Origin of the sequence: Micromonospora sp. BQ11 (assembly GCF_052068135.1) — a bacterium.
Taxonomy (GTDB): Bacteria; Actinomycetota; Actinomycetes; order Mycobacteriales; family Micromonosporaceae; genus Micromonospora.
This window is the reverse complement of record NZ_JBQHDB010000018.1, coordinates 1-19,733: the sequence shown is the minus strand read 5'-3', so window position 1 is coordinate 19,733 and position 19,733 is coordinate 1. Positions and strand designations below refer to the sequence as shown.

Genomic DNA, 19,733 nt, shown 5'->3' with positions numbered 1-19,733 from the left:
CCCCGCAACCGGTGGTGGGTCAGTCGAGCGTCAGCTTCAGCGCCGGCCGGGCGGTGAGCACGTCGCTGGTGACGAACGCCAGGTCGATCACCGGATCGGTGAAGGTGATCGGGAACGGCACCGTGATCGGGATGCCCCCGGGCAGCGGCAGGTCCGGGGTCAGCGTGATCTTGATCCCGAGGAGCCGGCCGGCGAACCGGGTGGCGTAGAAGGCGACGTCGCCCTTCACCGTGAGCCGGTCGGTGGCGAACCGCATGGTCCGGCCGGTCGGACCGGGCGAGGACAGCAGGAAGTCGTCGGTGACCGCCCGGTCCATGCTGAACTTCAGGACCTTCAGCGTGCCGTCGGCCGTGGGCAGGTCGACGACACCGTTGAACCGGAGCGCGGTCATCGTCACCTTCGAGCCGGTCAGCCTCGACGGAACCGCCCCCACCACCGGCTGTCCCCGGTCGGCGGCGATCCGGGGCAGCGCCCTCCCCTCCGCCTCCGGGGCGGATCGGCTGGGCTCCGGTTTCGGGGTGACGCAGCCGGGGACGGGGGTGGCCGACGGACGGACGGGCCGGCCGGTGGCGCCCGGACGTGCGCTCGCCGTGGCGGACGGGGTCGGTTCCGCCTCCGGCTCGTCGGTGTTCCGCCCGCCGCCGAAGATGTCCCCGATCCCGTCGAGGATCTCCTCGATGAGGCCGCCGTCGTCGTCCCGGTCGGAGTCCGCCGACGGGGTGGGGCTCGGGGTGGGGGCGCTCGGGGTGGCGCTGGGCGTACCGCGCGGAGTCGCGGTGTCCGACGGCGGCCGGACCGGGCAGGAGGGCGCTGCGGGGGCCGCGCGTACCGGCGTCGCGTCCGGTACCGCCAGCGCCACCGTGGCGGAGAGCCCCAGCAGGGCGAGCAGGATCACGAGGAAGCGGGGTCCGCGCGAGCCGGGCAGGTCCGGCCCGGCGGCCTCCGGCACCACGCCGGGCCCCTCGTCGTACGCGGGAGGCGCCTCGGCCGCGGCGCCCGGTGTGCCGACCCCGGTGTCCGGGGCCCACGCGAAGCCGAGGGCGCTGCCCACCATGCCGAGCAGCAGGCCGATGAAGAAGCCGCCCAGGTTGACCCCGATGAGGGAGAAGAGCACGGTCACCGAGGCGACCACGGCGTAGAAGACCCGCTGCTGCGGGCTGAACCACATGAGCAGGCCGCAGGCCACCAGGATGGTGGGGATCAGCCAGGAGAGGAAGCCGGTCGGTCCCATCTGGAAGGACAGGCCACCGAGCGACATCTGGGTGGTACCGAAGATCTCCAGACCGGCCAGGGCGGTGAGCAGGCCGCCCCAGAACGGTCGGGCCCGCCGCCAGCGGCGGAACCTGCGCCACGCCTCGGGGAGCCGACCGGGCCGGGCGTGCTGCGGTTGCGCGGTTGTCACGTACGCCTCCAGGCGCCGGGTGAGGGGGGTGAGGCAGGGACGGGATCCGCGGAGCGTGCCTCTCCGCGGACCCCGACTGGTCAGCTCAGAAGCATTCCTTGGCTTCCGCGCCGACGTTGACCTTCAACTTCAGTCCGTTGAGGGTGAACGTCCCGGCGTGCGTGGAGCGGGCGACCTGGCGCAGGCCCTTGATGGAGACCGTGTCGGCCTGCTGGCCGAACGCCTTCTTCTCGCCGACGGCTCCCTGCGGACCGCCCTTGAGCGTGGAGGCGTCCTGCCCGATGTTGATGTTCTTGAACTCGGCGTCGCCCTCGAGCGAATCCATGTCGAGCAGCAGGCCGCTGGCGGTGGCGGGCTTACCGCCGCCACCGGCGTTGATGTTCAGCACGACGGGCGCGCCGGGGACCTTCACCGACTGGCACAGGTCGTAGAGCTTCGCCTCGCGGATCCCGGCCACCGCCACGGGATGCCGGGTGCCGTCGCTCTCCTCGGCGATGCCGCCGTACTGGACGAAGCCGGTGCCGCTCAGTTCGGCGGCGGAGACCTTGAACGTCTGGCCCGAGACGGCGAACGACGCCGCGATCGCGCCGTTGGACATGCCGAAGACGATCGCGCCGGCGACGGCGGTCGCGGGCACCATCATCGCGGCGAACCGCCGCCACCGGGTACGACCCGGGTTCTCCATCGGTTCCTGCACGGATTCCTCCTCGGGGTGGTGTGTGTCGCGCGGCTGGCCGGTCGTTGCGGAGGCGACGGCCCGTGCCGGACGACGTCGTCTGTTACCGGCGGGTAACGAACGTGCGATGATGGTGCACCCCTGAGGCGTACGTCACAAGTCCCGCCCCGCCGATCGGCAACGCCGGGCGCACGCCGACGGGCACGGGCGTCACATCGGATCACGCCGATCGTCCCGGCGACACCCGACCAAGAGTCCATAAGGGACGAAAGAATCCAAGATCCGCTACCCTGAGTGGTGGAATCATCGACAGATAACGATTGAGTAACGTACACTCAGGGTGTCTTTGTAAAGCACCGAGGGGTGGACCGATCCGGTCCACCCCTCGGTCGCGCCTGCCTCAACCGGCGATCAGCGCTTCTCCGCCTCGTCCGCGGCGGCCGGACGCTGGGCCGGCACCGACGACTCGTCGCCCTTCCAGTTCGTCGACGCCGGCGGGATCTCGTCGCTCAACGGGCCGCCCGCGGGCTCGGTCCTCGGCTGCTCGACGGTCTCGGCGTCGTCGCGTACCGGCTCCTGGTCCACCCGGGTCGGGGTGGGGTCGGCAGCCGGCGCGGCGGCCGGGACCGGCGCGGCGACCGCCGGCTCGGCGACCGCCGGCTCGGCGCGGTGCCGGGCCGCGGCGGCGGCAGTGCCGGCCCGCGTCACCAGCCACGCTCCCGCCACGAGGGCGATCAGGCCGAGGACAGCGGCGCCGATCGGGCCCCAGAAGCTGATCAGACCGATCTTGAAGCGGTTGTCCTTGACCGTCGCGACGCTCTTGCTGACCGTCTCGGCGGTGTAGTTGAAGTCGGCGTCCAGCAGCACGGTGGGCGCTCCGGTGTCCGGGCGCAGCTCCTTGCGCTGCTGCTCCCGCACGTTGACGTAGGAACCGGTCACCGGGTCGACCCAGAGCGTCCGCGTGTTGCTGTAGACGATCTGGCCGCTGGTGGCACCCGGGGAGAACTTGCCGAGCAGCGTCTTCAGGCTGCTCTCCGGGGTGGCCAGCACCTCGTTCTCGATCCGCTGCTCGAAGCGGTACGCCTCGACGCCCTTGATGGTCTCGGTGCCGGTGAACCTCGCCGGGACGGCGCGCTTCAGGTCACGGTCGAAGACCTGGTAGTCCCGCTTGCCGGTGCCGAACGGGAACTTGTACACCTGGCCGGCGTACTTGACGTTGCCGACCGGGGTCTCCTGCGCGCCGGTCTCGTTGAGCCACTGGTCCTTCCACGGGGCGGCGGCGCCGGACCTCCGGTAGAGAGCGAGCTCCGTGCTGTACTGGCTGACCACCTCCTCGCTGTCGATACGCCGGACCGTCTGGTAGACGTCCCAGATCACCGCATCGCCCTTGAGCTCCTTCGGCAGCCGGTCCTTGGTGTCGTCCGGCTGCGGGATGACCTCGACGTTGGACCGCAGGGTGGCCGTCGGCACATCGATGCTCACCGAGCTCCCGTTGGCGGTGATCTTCAGGAACCGGGCGTCCTTCGCTTCCGCGATGGACGTCGTCGGTTCGAGGTCATAGGGGAGCTTGGTCACGGCGGGGGCCACGTAGAACGGCAGCCCGGCCGCGAAGACCAGCAACAAGACGCCCAGCCCAAAGAGCGCGGCGCCCACGCGAAGCTTCACTCATCCTCCTGTAACCTGCCGCCCTACGACCTGTTGTCCGGGGCACCCGATCCTTAACATGGCGGGAGGTTACTCTCCGGTCACCCTCAAAGCGACCCCCTGGATGTCCAGATGTCCGCAGCCGCCGCGCCAACCGCCTCCGAGCCCTCGGTCAACGGCCGGCTCCCCGCCCTCGACGCACTGCGTGCGATCGGCGCTGTGGCGGTCGTCGGCCACCACGTCGGATTCCATACCGGTGTCAGCATGAACACCCAGTGGGGCGGCTGGCTGGCGCGCCTGGACGTCGGCGTCGCCATCTTCTTCGTACTCTCCGGGTTCCTGCTGTTCCGGCCCTGGGCCCTCAACGCCGCGACGGGCCGGCCCCGCCCCCGCCCCGGGCGGTACCTCTGGCGCCGGGCCCTGCGGATCCTGCCGGCCTACTGGATGGCGGTGGTGGTCTGCCTGGTCGTCCTGCCGCCGAACTGGCCGCCGTCGGTCGGTGACTGGATCCGGCACCTCACCTTCACCCAGATCTACGGGCCCGCCCAGTTGCGTCACGGGCTCAGCCAGACCTGGAGCCTCGCCACCGAGGTCGCGTTCTACCTGATCCTGCCGCTGATCGCCGTGCTCACCGTCGGCCGGACGTGGCGCCCCGTCCGTACCGTGGTGATCGCCGCCTCGGGAGTCCTGGTGACCGCGGCGTGGCTCGCCATGATGGCTTTCGGCTGGCTCGACGCCGCCCTGCACACCATGTGGCTCCCCTCGTATGCGGGCTGGTTCAGCGCCGGCATGGCCCTTGCGGCGGCGCACGTCGCGTTGCGGACCCGGACCGCGCCCCCGGCCTTCCGCATCCTGGACGACCTCGCGGCCGCGCCGGTCGCCTGCTGGGTCGCGGCCGCCGGCCTGCTGGCGATCGCGACGACACCCGTCGCCGGCCCCCGCGATCTCGCCGAACCGACCGCCGTCGAGTTCGCCGTCAAGCTCGCCCTGTACCTCGCGGTCGGGGCGCTGATCCTGATTCCGGTGGCGTTCGGCCAGCCGACCCGCGTCCAGGAAACCCTCGGCAGCGCTCCCGCCCGGTGGCTCGGCGCGGTCTCCTACGGCCTGTTCCTGTGGCACCCCCTGGTGCTGGAGCTCATCTACCTGGTGGACGACCGCCCGCAGTTCAGCGGGGGCCTGCTCAGCACGTTCGCCCTCACCATGGCCGGCGGCCTGACGTTGGCGGCGATCAGCTACTACGGCATCGAGCGGCCCGTCCAACTGCTCGGCTCGCAGGGTCGCCGCCGGCCGGCGGCGACGCCCGGCGGCCCCACCCTCGACGCGGCCGCCGCCACTCCGGGCCCCCCGCCGCCCGCGGTCGAGACCGGCACCGCGGCACCGGCGGTCGGCACGTCACGCTGAGCAGCGCCGTCGCGACAGACATTGCCGCCCGCGACCCGAACCCCTAGTGTGACGCCCGTCGCTAAATTACCTGAGAGTAGGGTTCGCGTGGAGCGTTGCGAGGCCATGCCGGGACACGTGCTGTTCCTCAACTGGAGGGACACCCGCAACCCGGAGGGCGGCGGTTCCGAGGTGTACGTGGAACGGATCGCCGCCGAGCTGGTGGCTCGTGGGTTCCGGGCCACCCTCTTCTGCGCCGCCCACAGCGCGGCCCCCGCCGACGAGGTCAACGAGGCCGGCGTGCGGCTGGTGCGGCGCGGTGGCCGGCACACCGTCTACCTCTGGGCGGCGCTCTGCTACGTGGCCGGTGCGCTGGGCATCGGTCCGCTGGCGGCACGGCGGGGCGGCCGACCCGACGTCCTGGTCGACGTCTGCAACGGGCTGCCGTTCCTCGCGCCCCTGTGGGCACGGCGGCCGGTGGTCAAGTTGATCCACCACGTGCACCGCGAGCAGTGGCCGGTGGTCCTGCCGGCGTGGGCCGCACGGTTCGGCTGGTGGGTCGAGTCGTCGCTCGCCATACGCATCTACCGGCGCTGCCGCTACGTCACCGTCTCCGAGGCCACCCGTCGGGAGCTGGCCACGCTCGGCGTACCGCCGGAGCAGGTCGCGGTCGTGCACAACGGCACGCCCGAACTGCCCGGCACCGACGCCGAACGGGCACCGTTCCCGCTGCTCGTCGCGCTGGGCCGACTGGTGCCGCACAAGCGGGTCGAGGTGGCGCTACGGGCCGTCGCGGCCCTCGCCGACGACCTGCCCCAGCTGCGGCTGGTCATCGCCGGCCAGGGCTGGTGGGAGCCGCACCTGCGCGAGGTCGCCGCGGACCTGGACATCACCGAGCGGGTGGACTTCCGGGGCTTCGTGACGGAGGAGGAGAAGGCCGCCCTGCTCGCCTCGGCCTGGGTCGCCCTGACCCCGTCGCTCAAGGAGGGCTGGGGGCTGACGATCGTGGAGGCGGGATCGGCGGGTACGCCCACCGTGGCGTTCCGGGACGCGGGCGGCGTCGCCGAGGCCGTCGTCGACGGACGGACCGGCCTGCTGGCCGACGACATCGACGACTACCTGGCGAAGGTCCGCACGCTGCTGCACGAGGACGAGGTGCGGCGGAGGATGGGCGCGGAGGCCCGCGAGCACGCGGCGAGCTTCACCTGGCAGGCCGCGGGTGGACGCTTCGCGGCACTGCTGGAGGGTGCGGAATCGCCCCGCCCGGTGCAGCAGCGGGGCGAGCCGTCCTACCTGTTGCCGTAGACCTCGGGGGCGTACGGGTCCTTCTGTCCGGCCCGCTTGGCCGCTTCCGAAAGGCTCCTGGCCTCGTTGACGGCCTCGGTCTCGGTGGCCGTGGCCGCAGCCGAGAGCCCGCCGAGGGCCAGGACCCCGAGCACTGCCGCCACCAGGCCGGACACGACCAGGGTCAGAGCTTTACGCATGCCAATCCTCCAATGGCGAGACGTGCGAGCGGACGTTACCACGCGGTAGGCCGTCGGCGTAGCGCCGGAAAGACGGCAATCATGACCACCAGAAGGGCGGTACCCAGCGCCGCCACCACGGCCCATCGGCCGGGCCCCGCGGCGACCGGTGCGGGCGGTGCGACCGGATTGCGGTAGAGGGTAAGGACGGGTCCGTCGTGGACGACCTCGAGACCGGTCAGGGCCGCCGGCTCCACAGCGCCGGAGACGTGGTGCTGCACCACCACCCAGCGCACACCGGTCTCCGCGACGGGCCGACCGTCGGCCAGCACCCGGCGCACCTCGCGGATCCGGGGGTTCTCGCCGGCCACCGCGACGTCACCGACCCGGAGCGTGTCGTCGGTCAGCACGGTCCCCGGCAGGTAGCGGGGCGCCGGGTCCAGGACGACCCGTCCCGGATTCCAGGGGTACGCACGGTAGGCGCTCAGCGGCAGCGCCAGGATCTCGCCCGGTTCACCGGCCACCCGCCCGGCGACCGACCGCCAGTCCGCCGGGTAGGTCACCGGACGCAGCCGACCGGCGCCGCCGAACGCGAGGTCCGGCATCACGGCCACCGGCAGGAGCAGCAGACCGACCAGGACCACCCCCGCGACCTCCCGGTCGATCCGGGCGACCAGCCGCTCGGCGCCCAGCGCGGCGCACACCACCAGCAGCAACGCGTACGGGGCCAGGAACTTCTGCCCGTCGCGGAGCAGCCCCGCCCCCGGCAGGTGCACCACCGCCCAGCGCAGCGCCGCGTCGCCGCCGGGGAGCACGCCGAGGGCGGCGAGCAGGTAGCCGGCTCCGGCGAGCACCGCCAGTCGCACCGCCGCACCCGGGAGCAGCCGCCGCCGCAGCAGGCCGAGGCCGACGCCGGCCAGGACCAGCAGCACCAGGGTCGCCAGCGGCACCAGCGACCCGGCCCGGCTGGCGGGTGTGGCCTGCGCGCTCCAGATGCCGCCGGTGCCCGCCAGCGCCACCAGCGGACCCGCCCAGTTCTCGGCGCGCGCCGCGAACGCCGCCACCCCGTCCGGGTCGGAGGAACCGCCCGCGTCGGTGACCAGGGCGGCGGTCACCCAGGGGGCGTTGAGCAGCGCGACGCCGGCCACCGCGAGCGCCGAGCCGCGCCGCCGCTTTAGGTCCGGCACCAGCACGGCCACCGTGGCGAGCGCGATCAGTCCGCCGGTCGGGGTGATCGCGGCGGGCGCCGCGGCGAGCACCACCCGGGGGAGCGCACCGTCGCGGCCCGCCCGCAGGTCCAGCGCCGCCCGCACCAACCAGGGCAGCGCGGCGTACGCGAGCAGCAGCCCCCACTGCCCGATCAGCAGCCGCTCGGCGAGGTACGGCGTCCACGCGTACGCGACGGCGGCGAGCAGCCGGACCGCCCGCCGCTCGGTCGGCACCAGCCGGCCGGCGCCGACGGCGGCCAGCAGGATCGCCCCGCCGAGCACCAGCCGCTGCACCAACCAGCCCGGGACGAGCTGGGTGACCAGGGAGACCAGCGCGTCCATCGGCACCGCCCGGGGCAGGCTCCGCGCCGGGGCGACGAGGTCCCAGCTCAGCGGCTGTCGCGGTACGAACACCATGTCGTACAGCAGCGCGTAGCCCGGTGCCGCGAGCGGGGCGAGCACCAGCACGGTGACGGCCGCCGCCGCGGCGTACAGCGGCAGCCGGTCCCGCGCCGGCCCGTCCTCGCCGGCGGGCCGCTCAACCATTCACGATGCCGGCACCACCCGGCCGACGGTGATCAGCTTGGTGCAGAGCCCCACGCCCGGGGTGCGGACGGTGACGTCGACGGCGTTCCCGGCGCCCTCCAGCGGGAAGTACACCTCGTTCAGCCCACGCTTCACGGTGATCTCCCGGGTGGCGTCCCCCAGCCGCACGATGGCCGTGGAGTCGCCCGAGCTGAGGTAGCCGAGATGCACCACGTACGGCCACTCCTCCAGGTTCCCGTCCAGCGGGATCCTGGTGGTCCGGCCGCCCTGCGCGAGGTGGCCGCAGTCCCCTGCCGGCCCGGGCAGGATCTTCCGCCCCTCGACCGCGACCGGACGGATCCGTCCGTTCTCGTCGAACGTCGACGGCCGCTCGGCCTCCGTCACGAACACGGGTCGGCGGTCCGCCGGCCGGAAGAAGTGCGACTGGAGATTGTCCGGCCAGAAGTATCCGGCGACGACACGGTCCGGGACGATGGTGTCGAAGAAGACGGTCCCCGGCGGCGCGGCGGCCAGCTCGGCCTGCGTCGTCGCGAGGTACTCCCGTCCGTGCTTGGTGGACCAGTTCTCCCCGAACCGGGCGGTGCTCCACAGCGTGCCCACCGCGATGGTGGCCAGAACGCCGATCATGGCGATCAGGCCGACCGCGAAGGCGCCCGGCTCCCGCATGACCATCGGCACCGGCCACGCCGACACGTCGTCCTCGTCGGTGTCCTTCGTCCCGAGCAGCGCCGCGCCGACGCAGATCGCGGCGACCAGCACCACGTCGGCGACGTACCGGGGCACGACACCGACCAGTGGCCCGAGCGGGCCGCCGAGCCGGGTGACGGCGAAGAGCGCGGCGACCAGCCCCAGGTAGGACGCGAGCAGCAGCCAGGCCCGCCCGGCCGACGGCCGCCGCCGGACGGTGACCACGACCAGGGTCGCCAGCACCGCCCAGGACAGCCACTTGGCGACGTCGTACGGGTCCGCCAGCGGTGGGCCGTCCCCGGCGTACGTCCAGCGCCAGGGCCCGCCGAGCAGACCGGGCACGACCGTGTTGCCGACCAGGTCGCCGAGGAAGGTGAGGACCTGACCGACCGACGTCGGCTCATCCAGCTCACGGGCGGGGCGGGTCAGGTAGAACGCCAGGTACCCCCCGGAGAGCGCGCCGAGCAGCAACCAGGCCGGCCAGTGCCGGCGGAGGGCCGTCACCAGGCTCCGCCACGCACCGCCCGACGTGAACAGGAAGACGGTCAGCAGGAACAGCAGCGGCACGATCAACAGGGCCTTGGTGTCGAAGAGCAGGCCGAACACCACCCACACGGCGACCGCCACGAGGTGCCGGAGGCGGCGGGTCCGCACGTACCGGACCTGGGCCCCCACCGCGAGGACCAGGGCCAGCTGCATCGGCAGGACGAGCAGCCCGACCAGCCACAGCGAGGACACCTCCAGCGTCAGCGGGCTGAACAGGAACAGGCACAGCGGGACGAGCAGCCCCCACCCCGGCCGCAGCAGGTCACGCAGCAGCCGGTAGAAGGCGATGCCGACCGCCGCCTGTCCGAACGCCAGCAGCAGCACCCACGGCCAGGTGACGAAACCGGCCGCCCGCACCATCAGCCACGCCACCGTCAGACCGCCCGGCATGAGGTGGTTGTTGAACGTCCGCAGGAGGAAGTCCGCGTCCAGCCGCGTGTCGAGGACCTGGGCGGCGATGACGAACTCGTCCTGCGAGAACCAGCCACGGCTGGCGAGGCCGGCGCGCCAGGCGACGGACACGACGATGAGGGCGATCGCGACCGCGCGGACACGGTCGGCCCGGAGCCACCGACCGAACGGACCCGGCCCGTCGCCACCGGAGGCGACGGTCTCGGGACGCGTGTCGGCCTCAGCTTCTGGCATTGACATGGTCGGCAGCCTGCCACACGCTTACACGCCGTGGGGACGGCCGTTCTCCCGATAACGCCACCGCAGCGCCCCAGGTCGCCCGTCCGGGCCCGGCCCGGCTAACGTCGCCCGACACAGTCCGCTGCCGCCGGCGCGTCGGGCCGGCGGAGACAGGAGCCGAAATGGGTGCAGAGGTGACCAATGGTGCCGGTCGGGGGTCCAGTCGTACCCGGCGTACGGCCCGGCGGTTCCGGCACCTGGCGATCTGCATCGCCCTCACCGCCGTCGCCTTCCAGCAGGACCCGGGGCAGATCGTCTCCGACACGAAGGTCGACCTGAACGTCAACCCGGCCGGGTGGCTGCTCCGCTCACTACACCTCTGGGACCCCACCGGCACCTTCGGCCAGCTCCAGAACCAGGCGTACGGATATCTCTGGCCGATGGGCCCGTTCTTCCTGCTCGGGTCGGAGGTCGGCCTCGCGCCGTGGGTGGTCCAGCGGCTGTGGTGGGCACTGCTCTTCTGTGTCGCGTACCTGGGCACGGTCCGACTGATCGGCCGGCTGGGCATCGGCACTCCCGCCGGCCGCATGATCGCCGGTGTCGCCTTCGCCCTGTCGCCCCGGATCCTCACCCAGCTCGGCTGGTCGTCGGTGGAGTCCTGGCCGAGCGCGATCGCGCCCTGGGTGCTGATCCCGCTGGTGGGCCTCGCCCGGGGGGCGCCCATGCGGCGAGCCGTCGCCGGGTCGGCCGTCGCCGTGGCCTGCGCGGGCGGCGTCAACGCGACGGCCGTGCTGGCGGTGGTCCCGCTCGCCCTGCTCTGGCTCGCCACCCTCCAGCCCGTACGCCGCCGCGTCACCGCCACCGCCGCCTGGTGCGGCGCGGTCGCCCTGGCCACCGCGTGGTGGCTGGTCCCGCTGCTGGTCCTCGGCCGGTACAGCCCACCGTTCCTCGACTACATCGAGAGCGCCCGGAACACCACCAGCGTCACCGACGCCGTGACCACGCTCCGCGGCGCCTCCTACTGGGTCGCCTACCTGGCCTCCCCGTCCGGGCCGACGATCCCGGCCGGCGCACGACTCGTCAACGAGCCGCTCCTGGTGATCGCCACCCTGACGGTCGCCGGTCTCGGCATCCTCGGCCTGTCCCGGCGCGGGATGCCGCACCGCCGGTTCCTCGTCACCGGCCTGGTGCTCGGTGCCGCTCTGGTCGGCCTGGGACACGTCGGCGACCTGCCGAACATCCTCGCCGGGCCGCAGCAGCAGTTCCTCGACGGTGTCGGCGCCCCGCTGCGCAACGTGCACAAGTTCGACGTCCTGCTGCGCCTGCCACTGGCGCTCGGCCTGGCGCACCTGATCGGCCTGCTCGTCCGCGCGGCACGTACCGCGTCCTCCCGGCGCCGCTTCGACACCGTCGCGCGCGCCTGGATCACCGCCGGCGTGGCCATGGCGGCGGTCGCGACGGTGGCCACACCGGCGATCGCCGGCGGCCTCGCCACACCGGGCAGCGTCCGGGAGGTGCCCGGCTACTGGCACGAGGCCACCGACTGGCTCGACGCGAACACCGGCCGGGGACGCGTCCTCGTCGTTCCCGGGGCCCGCTTCCCCTCGTACGACTGGGGCAGCACCACCGACGAGATCACCCAGCCGCTGCTGGACAGCCGGTGGGCGGTCCGCAACGCCATCCCCTTCACTCCGCCCGCCACGATCCGGCTGCTGGACGCGATCGAGGCCACGCTCGCCACCGGCGCCGGTTCGGCCGGCCTGGCCGACCTGCTCGCCCGCTCCGGGATCAGCCACGTCCTGTTCCGCGCCGACCTCGACCACGGCCGCTCCGACACGGCCCGTCCGGCGGTCGTCCGCCAGGCGTTGGAGCGCTCGCCCGGGCTGACCCTCGTCACCAGCTTCGGTCCCGTACGCGGCGGACCGTCGGCGCCCGGCGAGTTCCGCGACCAGGGCCTCGACGTGCCCGTACGCGCGCTGGAGGTCTACCGGGTCGACCGGCGCGTCGAGCCGGTGGTCGCGTACGACCGGAACGACGTGACGACCGTCGTGGGCGGCCCGGAGTCCCTCCTCGACCTCGCCGCGGCGGGCCAGTTGAACGCGGCACCCGCGGTCCTGGCCGGCGACGCCCCGGCCGGCGACGTCGACGGGCCGGTCGCGCTGACCGACGGCCTCCGGCGGCGCGACGTGTCCTTCGGCCGGCTGCGCGACAACGCCTCCCAGACCCTCAGCGCCGAGGACACCTTCGAGGTGTCGAAGCCCGCGCACGACTACCTCCCCGAGTGGGGGGCGGAGCGGTCCACCGTCGCCCGCTTCGCGGGCATCAGCACGATCCGCGCCTCGACCGCGCGCTCACAGGTGGACACCCCCGGCGGCGCACGCCCGGAGCACCAGCCGTACGCGGCGATGGACGGCGACCCCGCCACCTCCTGGCAGTCGGCGCCGAACACCGAGGGCGACCGGCAGTGGATCGAGGTGGGCCTCGCCAAGCCGACGAGGATCACCAAGGTGGACCTCCGGTTCGACCTCAAGGCCGACTCCCTGCCGACGACGGTCACCGTGACCGCCGGGTACGAGAGCCGGACCGTGGAGCAGTTCAGCGACCGGATGACCTTCGAGCTGAACGGCGTCCACGCCACCCGGGAGATCCGGATCTCCGTCGACGCCACGTACGGCATCCGCCCCCTGGGCAACGGGACGGTGGGCATCGCCGAGATCAGCATCCCCGGCGTCCGGACCAGCCGGACCCTCCAACTTCCCGCCGCACCTGCCACCGCCCGCCCCGCCACCGTCGTCGTGTCGGCGGCCCCCACCACTCCGGCCTGCTTCTTCGTGGACGGGGCACCCCGCTGCTCCACGGACGCGCAGCGCGGCTCAGAGGACGGGCGCACCCTCGACCGGACGCTGACCCTGCCCGCCGCCGGGGCGTACGCCCCCACCGTGTGGGCACGTCCGACGCCTGGGCCGTCCCTCAACGCGACCCTCGACAGGCTGGTGGCGGACGCCCAGGCGCTGCGCCTCGCGCCGGAGGTGACCGCCTCGTCGACGGCCGTCCCGGACCCGGCCGGTCGGCCCGGCGCGGTGCTCGACGGGAACCCGGCGACCAGTTGGTCGCCGGCGGTCACCGACGAGGCGCCGATCCTGCGCCTGAAGTGGCTCGAGCCACAGGTCATCAAGGGACTCCGCTTCGCCGTCGACCCGGCGACCGCCGCCACCCGGCTCGGCAGCGTCCGGGTGGTCGGCGACGACGGTTTCCGGAGCAACCTGCTGGGCGAGGGCGGCCTGCTCACCCTGGACCCGCCGATGCGGACCGACGAGATCACCATCCAGTTCCTCGACAAGCCGTCCGCGACGAGCACCGACCCGTACGGCCTCCGGTTGCCGGAGCCGCTGCCGGTCGCGGTCGGCGAGGTGACCGTGCTGCCGGGCGCGTCCCCGGTGCGGCCACGCCTCGACGCGCCGGTGGAACTGGCCTGCGGTTCGGGTCCGACGCTGAACGTCGACCGGTCCCGGGTGTCCACGGCACTCCGCGGCACGCTGCGGGACCTTCTGGAACTCCGGGAGATGCGGGCCGTGCCCTGCGGCCGGGGAACCCCCGCGCAACTCCGGCTCGACCAGGGCGGGCACCGCCTGGTCACCGCCCCGAGCACGCTGGCGTCACCCACCCGGGTCGCCCTGGTGCCGCAGACGTCCCCGCCGGGGACGACGGCGACTCCGAGCGCCGTCGAGATCGGCTCCTGGGCCGCCACCGAACGACGGGTACGGGTCACCGACCACCCCGTCGACCGGGTGCTCGCCGTGCGGGAGAACACGAACACCGGCTGGCGGGCGACCATCGGCGGACGGACGTTGGAGCCGGTCGTGGTGGACGGGTGGCAGCAGGGCTGGGTGCTGCCCGCGGGCAGCTCCGGCGAGGTGGTCCTGCGCTTCGCCCCCGACGCGACGTACCGAGCGGGCCTCCTGCTCGGCGGCGTCCTGCTGGCGGTCGTGGTCGTCCTCGCGGTGCTGCCCACGCGACAGCCCGCCGGGCCCGCCCCGTCGACCGCGGCACCACGCGCCCGGCGCCGGGCGACCCGCTCGCTGCCGCTGCTCGCCGTGGGTGCCGCCTCGCTGGTGCTGTCCAGCGGGCTGATCGGCGGCCTGCTGGTCGCGGCCGGCTTCCTGCTGGCCGTACCCGGTCCACGCCGCCTGCCCTGGACGGCGGACCCACGGCGGGCCAGGACGATCAGCCGGGCCGTGGAGACATGGCTCCCCGGCGCACTCGTGCTGCTCGCCGGGTGGCTCCACCTCGAGTCGGAGCAACGGCACACCGACGCCCTCCCGCAGCTCGCGGTCGTCGTCGCCCTGGGCGCTCTCTGGCTCTCCACGGCCGCCCGGCGACGACCCGTACGACGGATCGCGCCGACCCACGCCGAGCCGCCGGCACCCACGGACGACCGCAGCGACCACGCCGACCCGGCGGCGTCCGGGGCCCTCGGCGTGCCGCAGCAGCGGAAGCCGGCCTCGTCCGACGATCCGACGCTCTCCCCGACCGCGTGAGCACCCGGCGGCCGGCCCCCGCGCAGCGGACGGGCGGGCGGAGCAGCGGTCTGGGTACGGCGGGAGCCGCAGTCACCCTGGCCGGTGTCCTGGTCAACGGCCTTGCCTACCTGGTGCCGGTGCTGGCCGCCCGGCGGCTCGACCCGGCCGGCCTCAGCGCGCTCGCGACCGCCCTCGGCCTGGTGGCCATCGCCAGCGTGCCCGGGCTCGGCCTGCAACTGGCCGTCGCCGTGCACCACGCCCGGAACGGATCCTCCGACACCCGGCGGGTCACCGCCGTGACCGCCGCCGCGTGCGCCGGCGCGCTGGTCGTGGCGACCCCGCTGCTGGTCGCCGCCCTGGATCTTCCGGTCGAGGTACCCGCCCTGCTGGCGGTCACCACGGCGGCCGTCGTGCTCTCCTCCCGCTCCCTCGGCGAGTTGCAGGGCGGCCAGCGCTTCCTGCGGCTCGCCGCGGCGATGACCCTGCTCGCGGCGGGCCGCTACGGCGGGGTGGTCGCCGGTCTGCTGCTCGGCGTGGGCCTGACCGGTTCGCTCGTGGCCGGCGCCCTGACCGCCGCGCTCGCCCCTCCGGTGCTGGCCCGTCTCGCCCGCGCACCCGGGTCCTCGGCCGGCGCACCGGCCGCGCCACGGCTGACCGCCGCCCAGGTGGTCGCCGGCTGCGGCGCGACCCTGGCGATGCTCGTCGTCTCCTACGCGGACCTGCTGCTCGCCCGCCAACTGCTGCCACCCTCCGGGTCCGGGGCGTACGCGGTGGGCACGGTGCTGAGCAAGGGTGCCCTCTGGGCGCCCCAGGTCGCCGCCGTGCTCGCCCTGCCGCGCCTGGCCACGGGCGACCGCCGCAGCCGCACGGTGGCGCTCGCGGTGACCGGTGCGTGCGGCGTCGTGCTGGTGCTCGCGTCGACGCTCGCCGGTGGGCTGGCCTTCCGCCTCGCCGGCGGCCCCGACTACACCCACCTCGGCCGGTACGCGCCGCTCTTCGCCGCGGTCGGTGCGCTCTACGCGGTGGCGTTCGTGCTGCTCAACGACCGCGTCGCGGCCGGCGTACGGTGGGCCGCCGCACCCCTGTGGGTGGGCGCCGCCGCTCTGGTGGCCGTGGCGGCGACCGTCACGCCCCGGACCGTCCCGGGTCTGCTCCTCGCGGCCCTCGGCACGGCCACGGCCACCACGCTCGCCATGGCGGTGACCGCCCGCCGGCCACGAGCGACGCCGACCGCGGGGGAACCCGCCACCGCACGCCCGTCCGGCTGACGCCCTCAGCCCTCCGCGAGCCAGCCGTGCAGCAGGTGGTGGTCGATCGCGTCGACCCGGCCGAGGGTACGACCGGAGGCCACCCGCTCCCGCAGCTCCGCCCGGGTGAACCAGCGCGCCGCCAGCAGTTCCTCGCCGTCGACGCGTACCTCCTCGGACAGGGCGGTGGCCCGGAAGCCGAGCATGAGGCCGGCGGGGAACGGCCACGCCTGCGAACCCTGGTACGTCACGTCGGTGACGGTCACGCCGGCCTCCTCCGTCATCTCCCGCCGGACCGCGTCCTCCAGGCTCTCGCCCACCTCGACGAAGCCGGCCAGCGTCGACCACGCGTCCTCCGACGCGCCCGCGTGCCGGGCGAGCAGGCAGCGCCCGGGCGGGCCGGGCGCCTCGACCAGCACGATGATCGCCGGTTCGATCCGGGGGAACAGGAGCCGGCCGCACTCCCCGCCGGTGCAGGTCCGGACGTGCCCGCCGCCTCCGGCGACGGCCGGCGCCCCGCAGGTGCCGCAGTACCGCTGCTGCCGGTGCCAGTGCAGCAGTCCCCGCGCGTACGCCTGGACGGCCGCGTCGTCGGTGTCGAGCCGGCCCACCAGCGTCCGGACGTCGACGGCCCGCGCGGCACCGGCCATCTCGACGGCGGACCGCTCGGGCAGCGCGGAGAGGTCCACCGCGAACACGGCGGCCTCACCGTCGAGGCCCAGGAAGACGGTCTCCCCGGCGGCGGCCCGGACGAGAGACGCCCGGTCGCCGGTCAGCCGGACCGGACCGTCGGAGTCGACGAGACACCGGTCCCGCCAGAGGGGCAGCACCGTGGTGGCGGGATCCGCCAGCAGCGCCCCGATACGGGTCGGATCGGTGCGCAGCGCTCCCGCCCGGTCCAGTCGACCACCGCCGTACGCCAGGACCGCCTCGCCCATCCGCATGATCACACCCTGCCATGCGGCGACGACGATGGCGCCACCGGTACGAAAGGCCCTGACACGCCGACCGACACGCCGTGACCGCACCGGCCGGGAGCAGGCTGCCGTCACGCCCCGGCGTTGGTTACCGTAGTTGTCTTCCGGCCGGGAGGCCGCTTCCGCTCCCTCCCGTGGTACGTCTCCGATCGAGGTGCCTGTGACGCTGTACGGCGATAGACGTCCGCCCGCCGCCGACGACCGGCCCACCGTGCAGGTCGCCGCGGTCACCTGGCCCGCCGACGAGCCGGGTGGCCAGGTGCCGGCGGGTCCTCCCCCCGGTGGGGAGAAGCGCCCGCGCCGGACGAAACTGCTCGTCGCGGCCGGTGTCGCCACGGCGGTGCTGGCCTCGGTCGGAGGAGCGGGTGCCTGGGCGTACGCCGGTGACGTGCCGCGCGGCACGACGGTGCTCGGCACGGAGCTGGGCGGCCGGAGCCGCGCGGACGCCGTGCGGGAGCTGCGCGCCGAACTCGACCGGCGCAACGCCACGCTCACCGCTCCGCTGACCGTCCGCGTCGGGGAGCGCAACGCCCAGATCGACCCGGCCTCGGTCGGCCTCGCCATCGACGTGGAGGCGACCGTCGCGGCGGCGGCCGAGGCCGAGGCGCACGCGGTGGACCGACTGGTCGGGTCGCGTGAGGTCGAACCGATCGTCACCGTCGACGTGGCCCGCCTGGACGCGGCGCTGAAGGACGTGGTCGGCGACCAGGGCCGGAAGATGACCATGCCGGCGATCACCTGGAAGGGCACCACCCCGAAGGCGACGCACCCGAAGCCCAGCCTCGCGCTGGACCCGGAGCGCTCCGCCCAGGTCGTCCGCGCCGGCTGGCTCGCCGGGCAGCCGGTCGACGTGCCGCTGGTCGAATCGCACCCGGCGACGACCGCGGAGGAGGTCGACCGGCTGGTGGCCGAACTCGCGAAACCGGCGGTCGCGGCGCCGGTGAAGCTGACCACCGACCGTGGTTCGGTGAGCATCCCGCCGCAGGCCATCGCGAAGGGCCTCCGCTTCACCGTCGACAAGGCGGGGAAGCTGACCCCGGAGGTGGACGTCAAGCGTCTGCGCGCGGCCCTCGGCGACGACCTCCAGAAGGTGGAGATTCCGCCGAAGGACGCCGGCATGACGATCGCCGGCGGCAAGCCGAAGATCGTGGCGGGTAAGCCCGGCCAGCAGCTGGACACCTCGACGCTCGGCGCGGACCTCCTCGCCGTGCTGCCGAAGGCGGACGGCCGGGAGGTCACCGGCCGGCTGAAGCCCGCGGAGCCGGAACTGACCGAGGAGAAGCTCGCCGGGCTGGGCATCAAGGAGCGCGTCTCCACCTTCACCACCCGGTTCACCGGAGGGCTCTCCTCGCCACGCAGTCAGAACATCGTGACGATCGCCAAGGAGGTGGACGGCACGGTCGTCCTGCCCGGCGAGACCTTCTCCCTCAACGGACACACCGGCGAGCGGGGGTACGCCCAGGGTTACCGGGACGCGCCGGTCATCCTCGACGGCAAGCTCGTGCCCGGCGTCGGCGGAGGCACGTCCCAGTTCACCACCACGCTGTTCAACGCGACGTACTACGCAGGCCTGGAGGACGTCGAGCACAAGCCGCACTCGTACTGGTTCACCCGCTACCCGGCGGTCATCGAGTCGACGATCTTCTGGCCGGACCTGGACTTCAAGTTCCGCAACAACACGGACCACGGCCTACTGATCGACACGTCCTGGACGTCGAGCAGCATCACCGTGTCGATCTGGAGCACGAAGATCTGGGACAGCGTGAAGACCGAGTACGGCCCGCGCCGCGACGTCACCAAGCCCCGGACCGTCTACCTGAAGCCGGGCCCCACCTGCATCCCGGCCAGCGGGAGCGAGGGTTTCGCCCAGGACGCGTTCCGGGTCTTCAAGAAGGACGGCAAGGTCGTCAAGCGGGAGAAGTTCAGCTGGCGCTACGACGCCGAGCCGCGCTTCATCTGCGCCCCGGAACCCTCCTGACCGCCGTCCCTCCCACGCACGTCACAGCCCCGCCGGCACCGCGCCGGCGGGGCTTTCCTCTTCCCGTACGACCACCGCGCTCCGCCCGAGCCCGACCGGTTCCGTCGCCGCAGTGATCCGGCCTAGGTGGCCGGCAGGACAGGCCCGGTCGGTGGCTTCCAGGCTCTGATCCTCCGGTCCGGCAGATTTCTTGCGGAGGGCCACAACTGCACCCGCCAGACGTCGCCGGGTTTCGTGGACCCGGGCCAGCCTCGGTTGACGAAGCCTCGGCCACAGATGCGGACCGCGTACCGCCCGTCGGGCACCGCACAGCACATGCTCTCCAACGTCGGCGAGCTGTACCGCAGCTCTCTGCCGTCGACCGCCAGCGCGCACTCGAAGATCTCTTCCCACTGCCCGAAGTCGCGGGGTGGCCGCTCCGCCCACACCTCGATCCGCAGTGGCATCTCGAAGTTGTTCTGATGCGGGACGCAGATGAGCACCGTGTGGTCGTCGCTGGCGATGTTCGAGTCGGCCAGCGCCTCCCGTCCGAGCAGGCCCAGGTCCGACTCATCGAGCCCCGCACCGGAAAGGCTGAACTGCCCGTAGTCCAGGGCGACCGTCATGTCGTAGGCCGTGATCGGTGCCGGGGTACCCATGTCGGACAGTCTGCCGGTGCCACCGGTCAGCGCGCCGCCCCCGGACGGGGTGGCGTCGGGTGGGAAAAGGGGTGGAAACGCGTTCAGGGCCACCCTGTTGGGTGGCCCTGAACGGGAAGATTGTCCGGCGGTGTCCTACTCTCCCACACCCTCCCGGGTGCAGTACCATCGGCGCTGGAGGGCTTAGCTTC

General features: G+C 73.5%; 13 protein-coding genes and 1 rRNA gene. 5 read left to right on the top strand and 9 right to left on the bottom strand.

Annotated features, from left to right (window positions below; genetic code table 11):
* Positions 1 to 19 precede the first annotated feature (19 nt).
* The 3 genes from ACTMSW_RS28240 to ACTMSW_RS28230 form a co-directional block, all read right to left on the bottom strand.
* The gene (locus tag ACTMSW_RS28240; protein WP_441183763.1) at positions 20 to 1,402 is read right to left on the bottom strand and encodes a DUF6114 domain-containing protein; all 1,383 of its coding nucleotides are present in this window, start codon (positions 1,400 to 1,402) and stop codon (positions 20 to 22) included.
* 85 nt (positions 1,403 to 1,487) lie between these two features.
* Entirely contained in the window at positions 1,488 to 2,087 is a 600-nt protein-coding gene (locus tag ACTMSW_RS28235; protein WP_441183885.1) for a DUF6230 family protein, read from the bottom strand.
* 402 nt (positions 2,088 to 2,489) lie between these two features.
* Entirely contained in the window at positions 2,490 to 3,743 is a 1,254-nt protein-coding gene (locus ACTMSW_RS28230) for a DUF3068 domain-containing protein (protein ID WP_441183762.1), read from the bottom strand.
* Between the two features lie 111 nt (positions 3,744 to 3,854).
* Here ACTMSW_RS28230 and ACTMSW_RS28225 point away from each other — a divergent pair, with 111 nt between their 5' ends.
* Positions 3,855 to 5,123, top strand: a complete 1,269-nt coding sequence (locus tag ACTMSW_RS28225) for an acyltransferase family protein (RefSeq protein ID WP_441183761.1) — start codon at positions 3,855 to 3,857, stop codon at positions 5,121 to 5,123.
* Between the two features lie 87 nt (positions 5,124 to 5,210).
* Complete coding sequence (locus ACTMSW_RS28220; protein WP_441183760.1) at positions 5,211 to 6,407, top strand: glycosyltransferase family 4 protein; 1,197 nt, start codon at positions 5,211 to 5,213, stop codon at positions 6,405 to 6,407.
* Here the strand turns inward: ACTMSW_RS28220 and ACTMSW_RS28215 are convergent.
* From ACTMSW_RS28215 to ACTMSW_RS28205, 3 genes are read right to left on the bottom strand one after another with little or no spacing between them, the layout of a single operon-like run.
* Positions 6,392 to 6,586 (bottom strand): hypothetical protein, encoded by a 195-nt coding sequence (locus ACTMSW_RS28215; protein WP_441183759.1) that lies wholly within the window; start codon positions 6,584 to 6,586, stop codon positions 6,392 to 6,394. The genes ACTMSW_RS28220 and ACTMSW_RS28215 overlap by 16 nt on opposite strands.
* Positions 6,587 to 6,621: 35 nt before the next feature.
* Positions 6,622 to 8,319 carry a hypothetical protein gene (locus tag ACTMSW_RS28210; protein WP_441183758.1) on the bottom strand — a complete coding sequence of 566 codons (1,698 nt, stop codon included), beginning with the start codon at positions 8,317 to 8,319 and terminating at the stop codon, positions 6,622 to 6,624.
* A complete protein-coding gene (locus ACTMSW_RS28205; protein WP_441183884.1) occupies positions 8,320 to 10,197 on the bottom strand; it encodes a hypothetical protein in 1,878 nt (625 codons plus the stop codon).
* 167 nt (positions 10,198 to 10,364) lie between these two features.
* Between ACTMSW_RS28205 and ACTMSW_RS28200 the strand changes: the two genes are divergently transcribed.
* Both ACTMSW_RS28200 and ACTMSW_RS28195 read left to right on the top strand, forming a co-directional pair.
* The gene (locus ACTMSW_RS28200; protein ID WP_441183757.1) at positions 10,365 to 14,720 is read left to right on the top strand and encodes an alpha-(1->3)-arabinofuranosyltransferase; all 4,356 of its coding nucleotides are present in this window, start codon (positions 10,365 to 10,367) and stop codon (positions 14,718 to 14,720) included.
* Positions 14,717 to 15,970, top strand: coding sequence for a polysaccharide biosynthesis protein (locus ACTMSW_RS28195; RefSeq protein ID WP_441183756.1), 1,254 nt, complete (start codon positions 14,717 to 14,719; stop codon positions 15,968 to 15,970). The genes ACTMSW_RS28200 and ACTMSW_RS28195 overlap by 4 nt, the downstream gene beginning before the upstream one ends.
* A 5-nt stretch (positions 15,971 to 15,975) precedes the next feature.
* Here ACTMSW_RS28195 and nudC read toward each other — a convergent pair whose 3' ends face one another.
* A complete protein-coding gene (nudC, locus tag ACTMSW_RS28190) occupies positions 15,976 to 16,893 on the bottom strand; it encodes an NAD(+) diphosphatase (protein ID WP_441183755.1) in 918 nt (305 codons plus the stop codon).
* Between the two features lie 187 nt (positions 16,894 to 17,080).
* Between nudC and ACTMSW_RS28185 the strand changes: the two genes are divergently transcribed.
* Complete coding sequence (locus ACTMSW_RS28185) at positions 17,081 to 18,904, top strand: VanW family protein (protein ID WP_441183754.1); 1,824 nt, start codon at positions 17,081 to 17,083, stop codon at positions 18,902 to 18,904.
* A 122-nt stretch (positions 18,905 to 19,026) separates the two neighbouring features.
* Here ACTMSW_RS28185 and ACTMSW_RS28180 read toward each other — a convergent pair whose 3' ends face one another.
* Both ACTMSW_RS28180 and rrf read right to left on the bottom strand, forming a co-directional pair.
* Entirely contained in the window at positions 19,027 to 19,542 is a 516-nt protein-coding gene (locus ACTMSW_RS28180; protein WP_441183753.1) for a hypothetical protein, read from the bottom strand.
* A 122-nt stretch (positions 19,543 to 19,664) separates the two neighbouring features.
* Positions 19,665 to 19,733, bottom strand: a 5S ribosomal RNA gene (rrf, locus tag ACTMSW_RS28175); the annotation flags it as partial.

What these genes read in the sequence shown, in the direction of transcription:
- ACTMSW_RS28200 (WP_441183757.1), top strand. Translation starts at nt 10,365, where the DNA reads ATGGGTGCAGAGGTGACCAATGGTGCCGGTCGGGGGTCCAGTCGTACC.
- ACTMSW_RS28235 (WP_441183885.1), bottom strand. Translation starts at nt 2,087, where the DNA reads ATGGAGAACCCGGGTCGTACCCGGTGGCGGCGGTTCGCCGCGATGATG.
- nudC (WP_441183755.1), bottom strand. Translation starts at nt 16,893, where the DNA reads ATGCGGATGGGCGAGGCGGTCCTGGCGTACGGCGGTGGTCGACTGGAC.
- ACTMSW_RS28205 (WP_441183884.1), bottom strand. Translation starts at nt 10,197, where the DNA reads ATGCCAGAAGCTGAGGCCGACACGCGTCCCGAGACCGTCGCCTCCGGT.
- ACTMSW_RS28215 (WP_441183759.1), bottom strand. Translation starts at nt 6,586, where the DNA reads ATGCGTAAAGCTCTGACCCTGGTCGTGTCCGGCCTGGTGGCGGCAGTG.
- ACTMSW_RS28180 (WP_441183753.1), bottom strand. Translation starts at nt 19,542, where the DNA reads ATGGGTACCCCGGCACCGATCACGGCCTACGACATGACGGTCGCCCTG.
- ACTMSW_RS28210 (WP_441183758.1), bottom strand. Translation starts at nt 8,319, where the DNA reads ATGGTTGAGCGGCCCGCCGGCGAGGACGGGCCGGCGCGGGACCGGCTG.
- ACTMSW_RS28225 (WP_441183761.1), top strand. Translation starts at nt 3,855, where the DNA reads ATGTCCGCAGCCGCCGCGCCAACCGCCTCCGAGCCCTCGGTCAACGGC.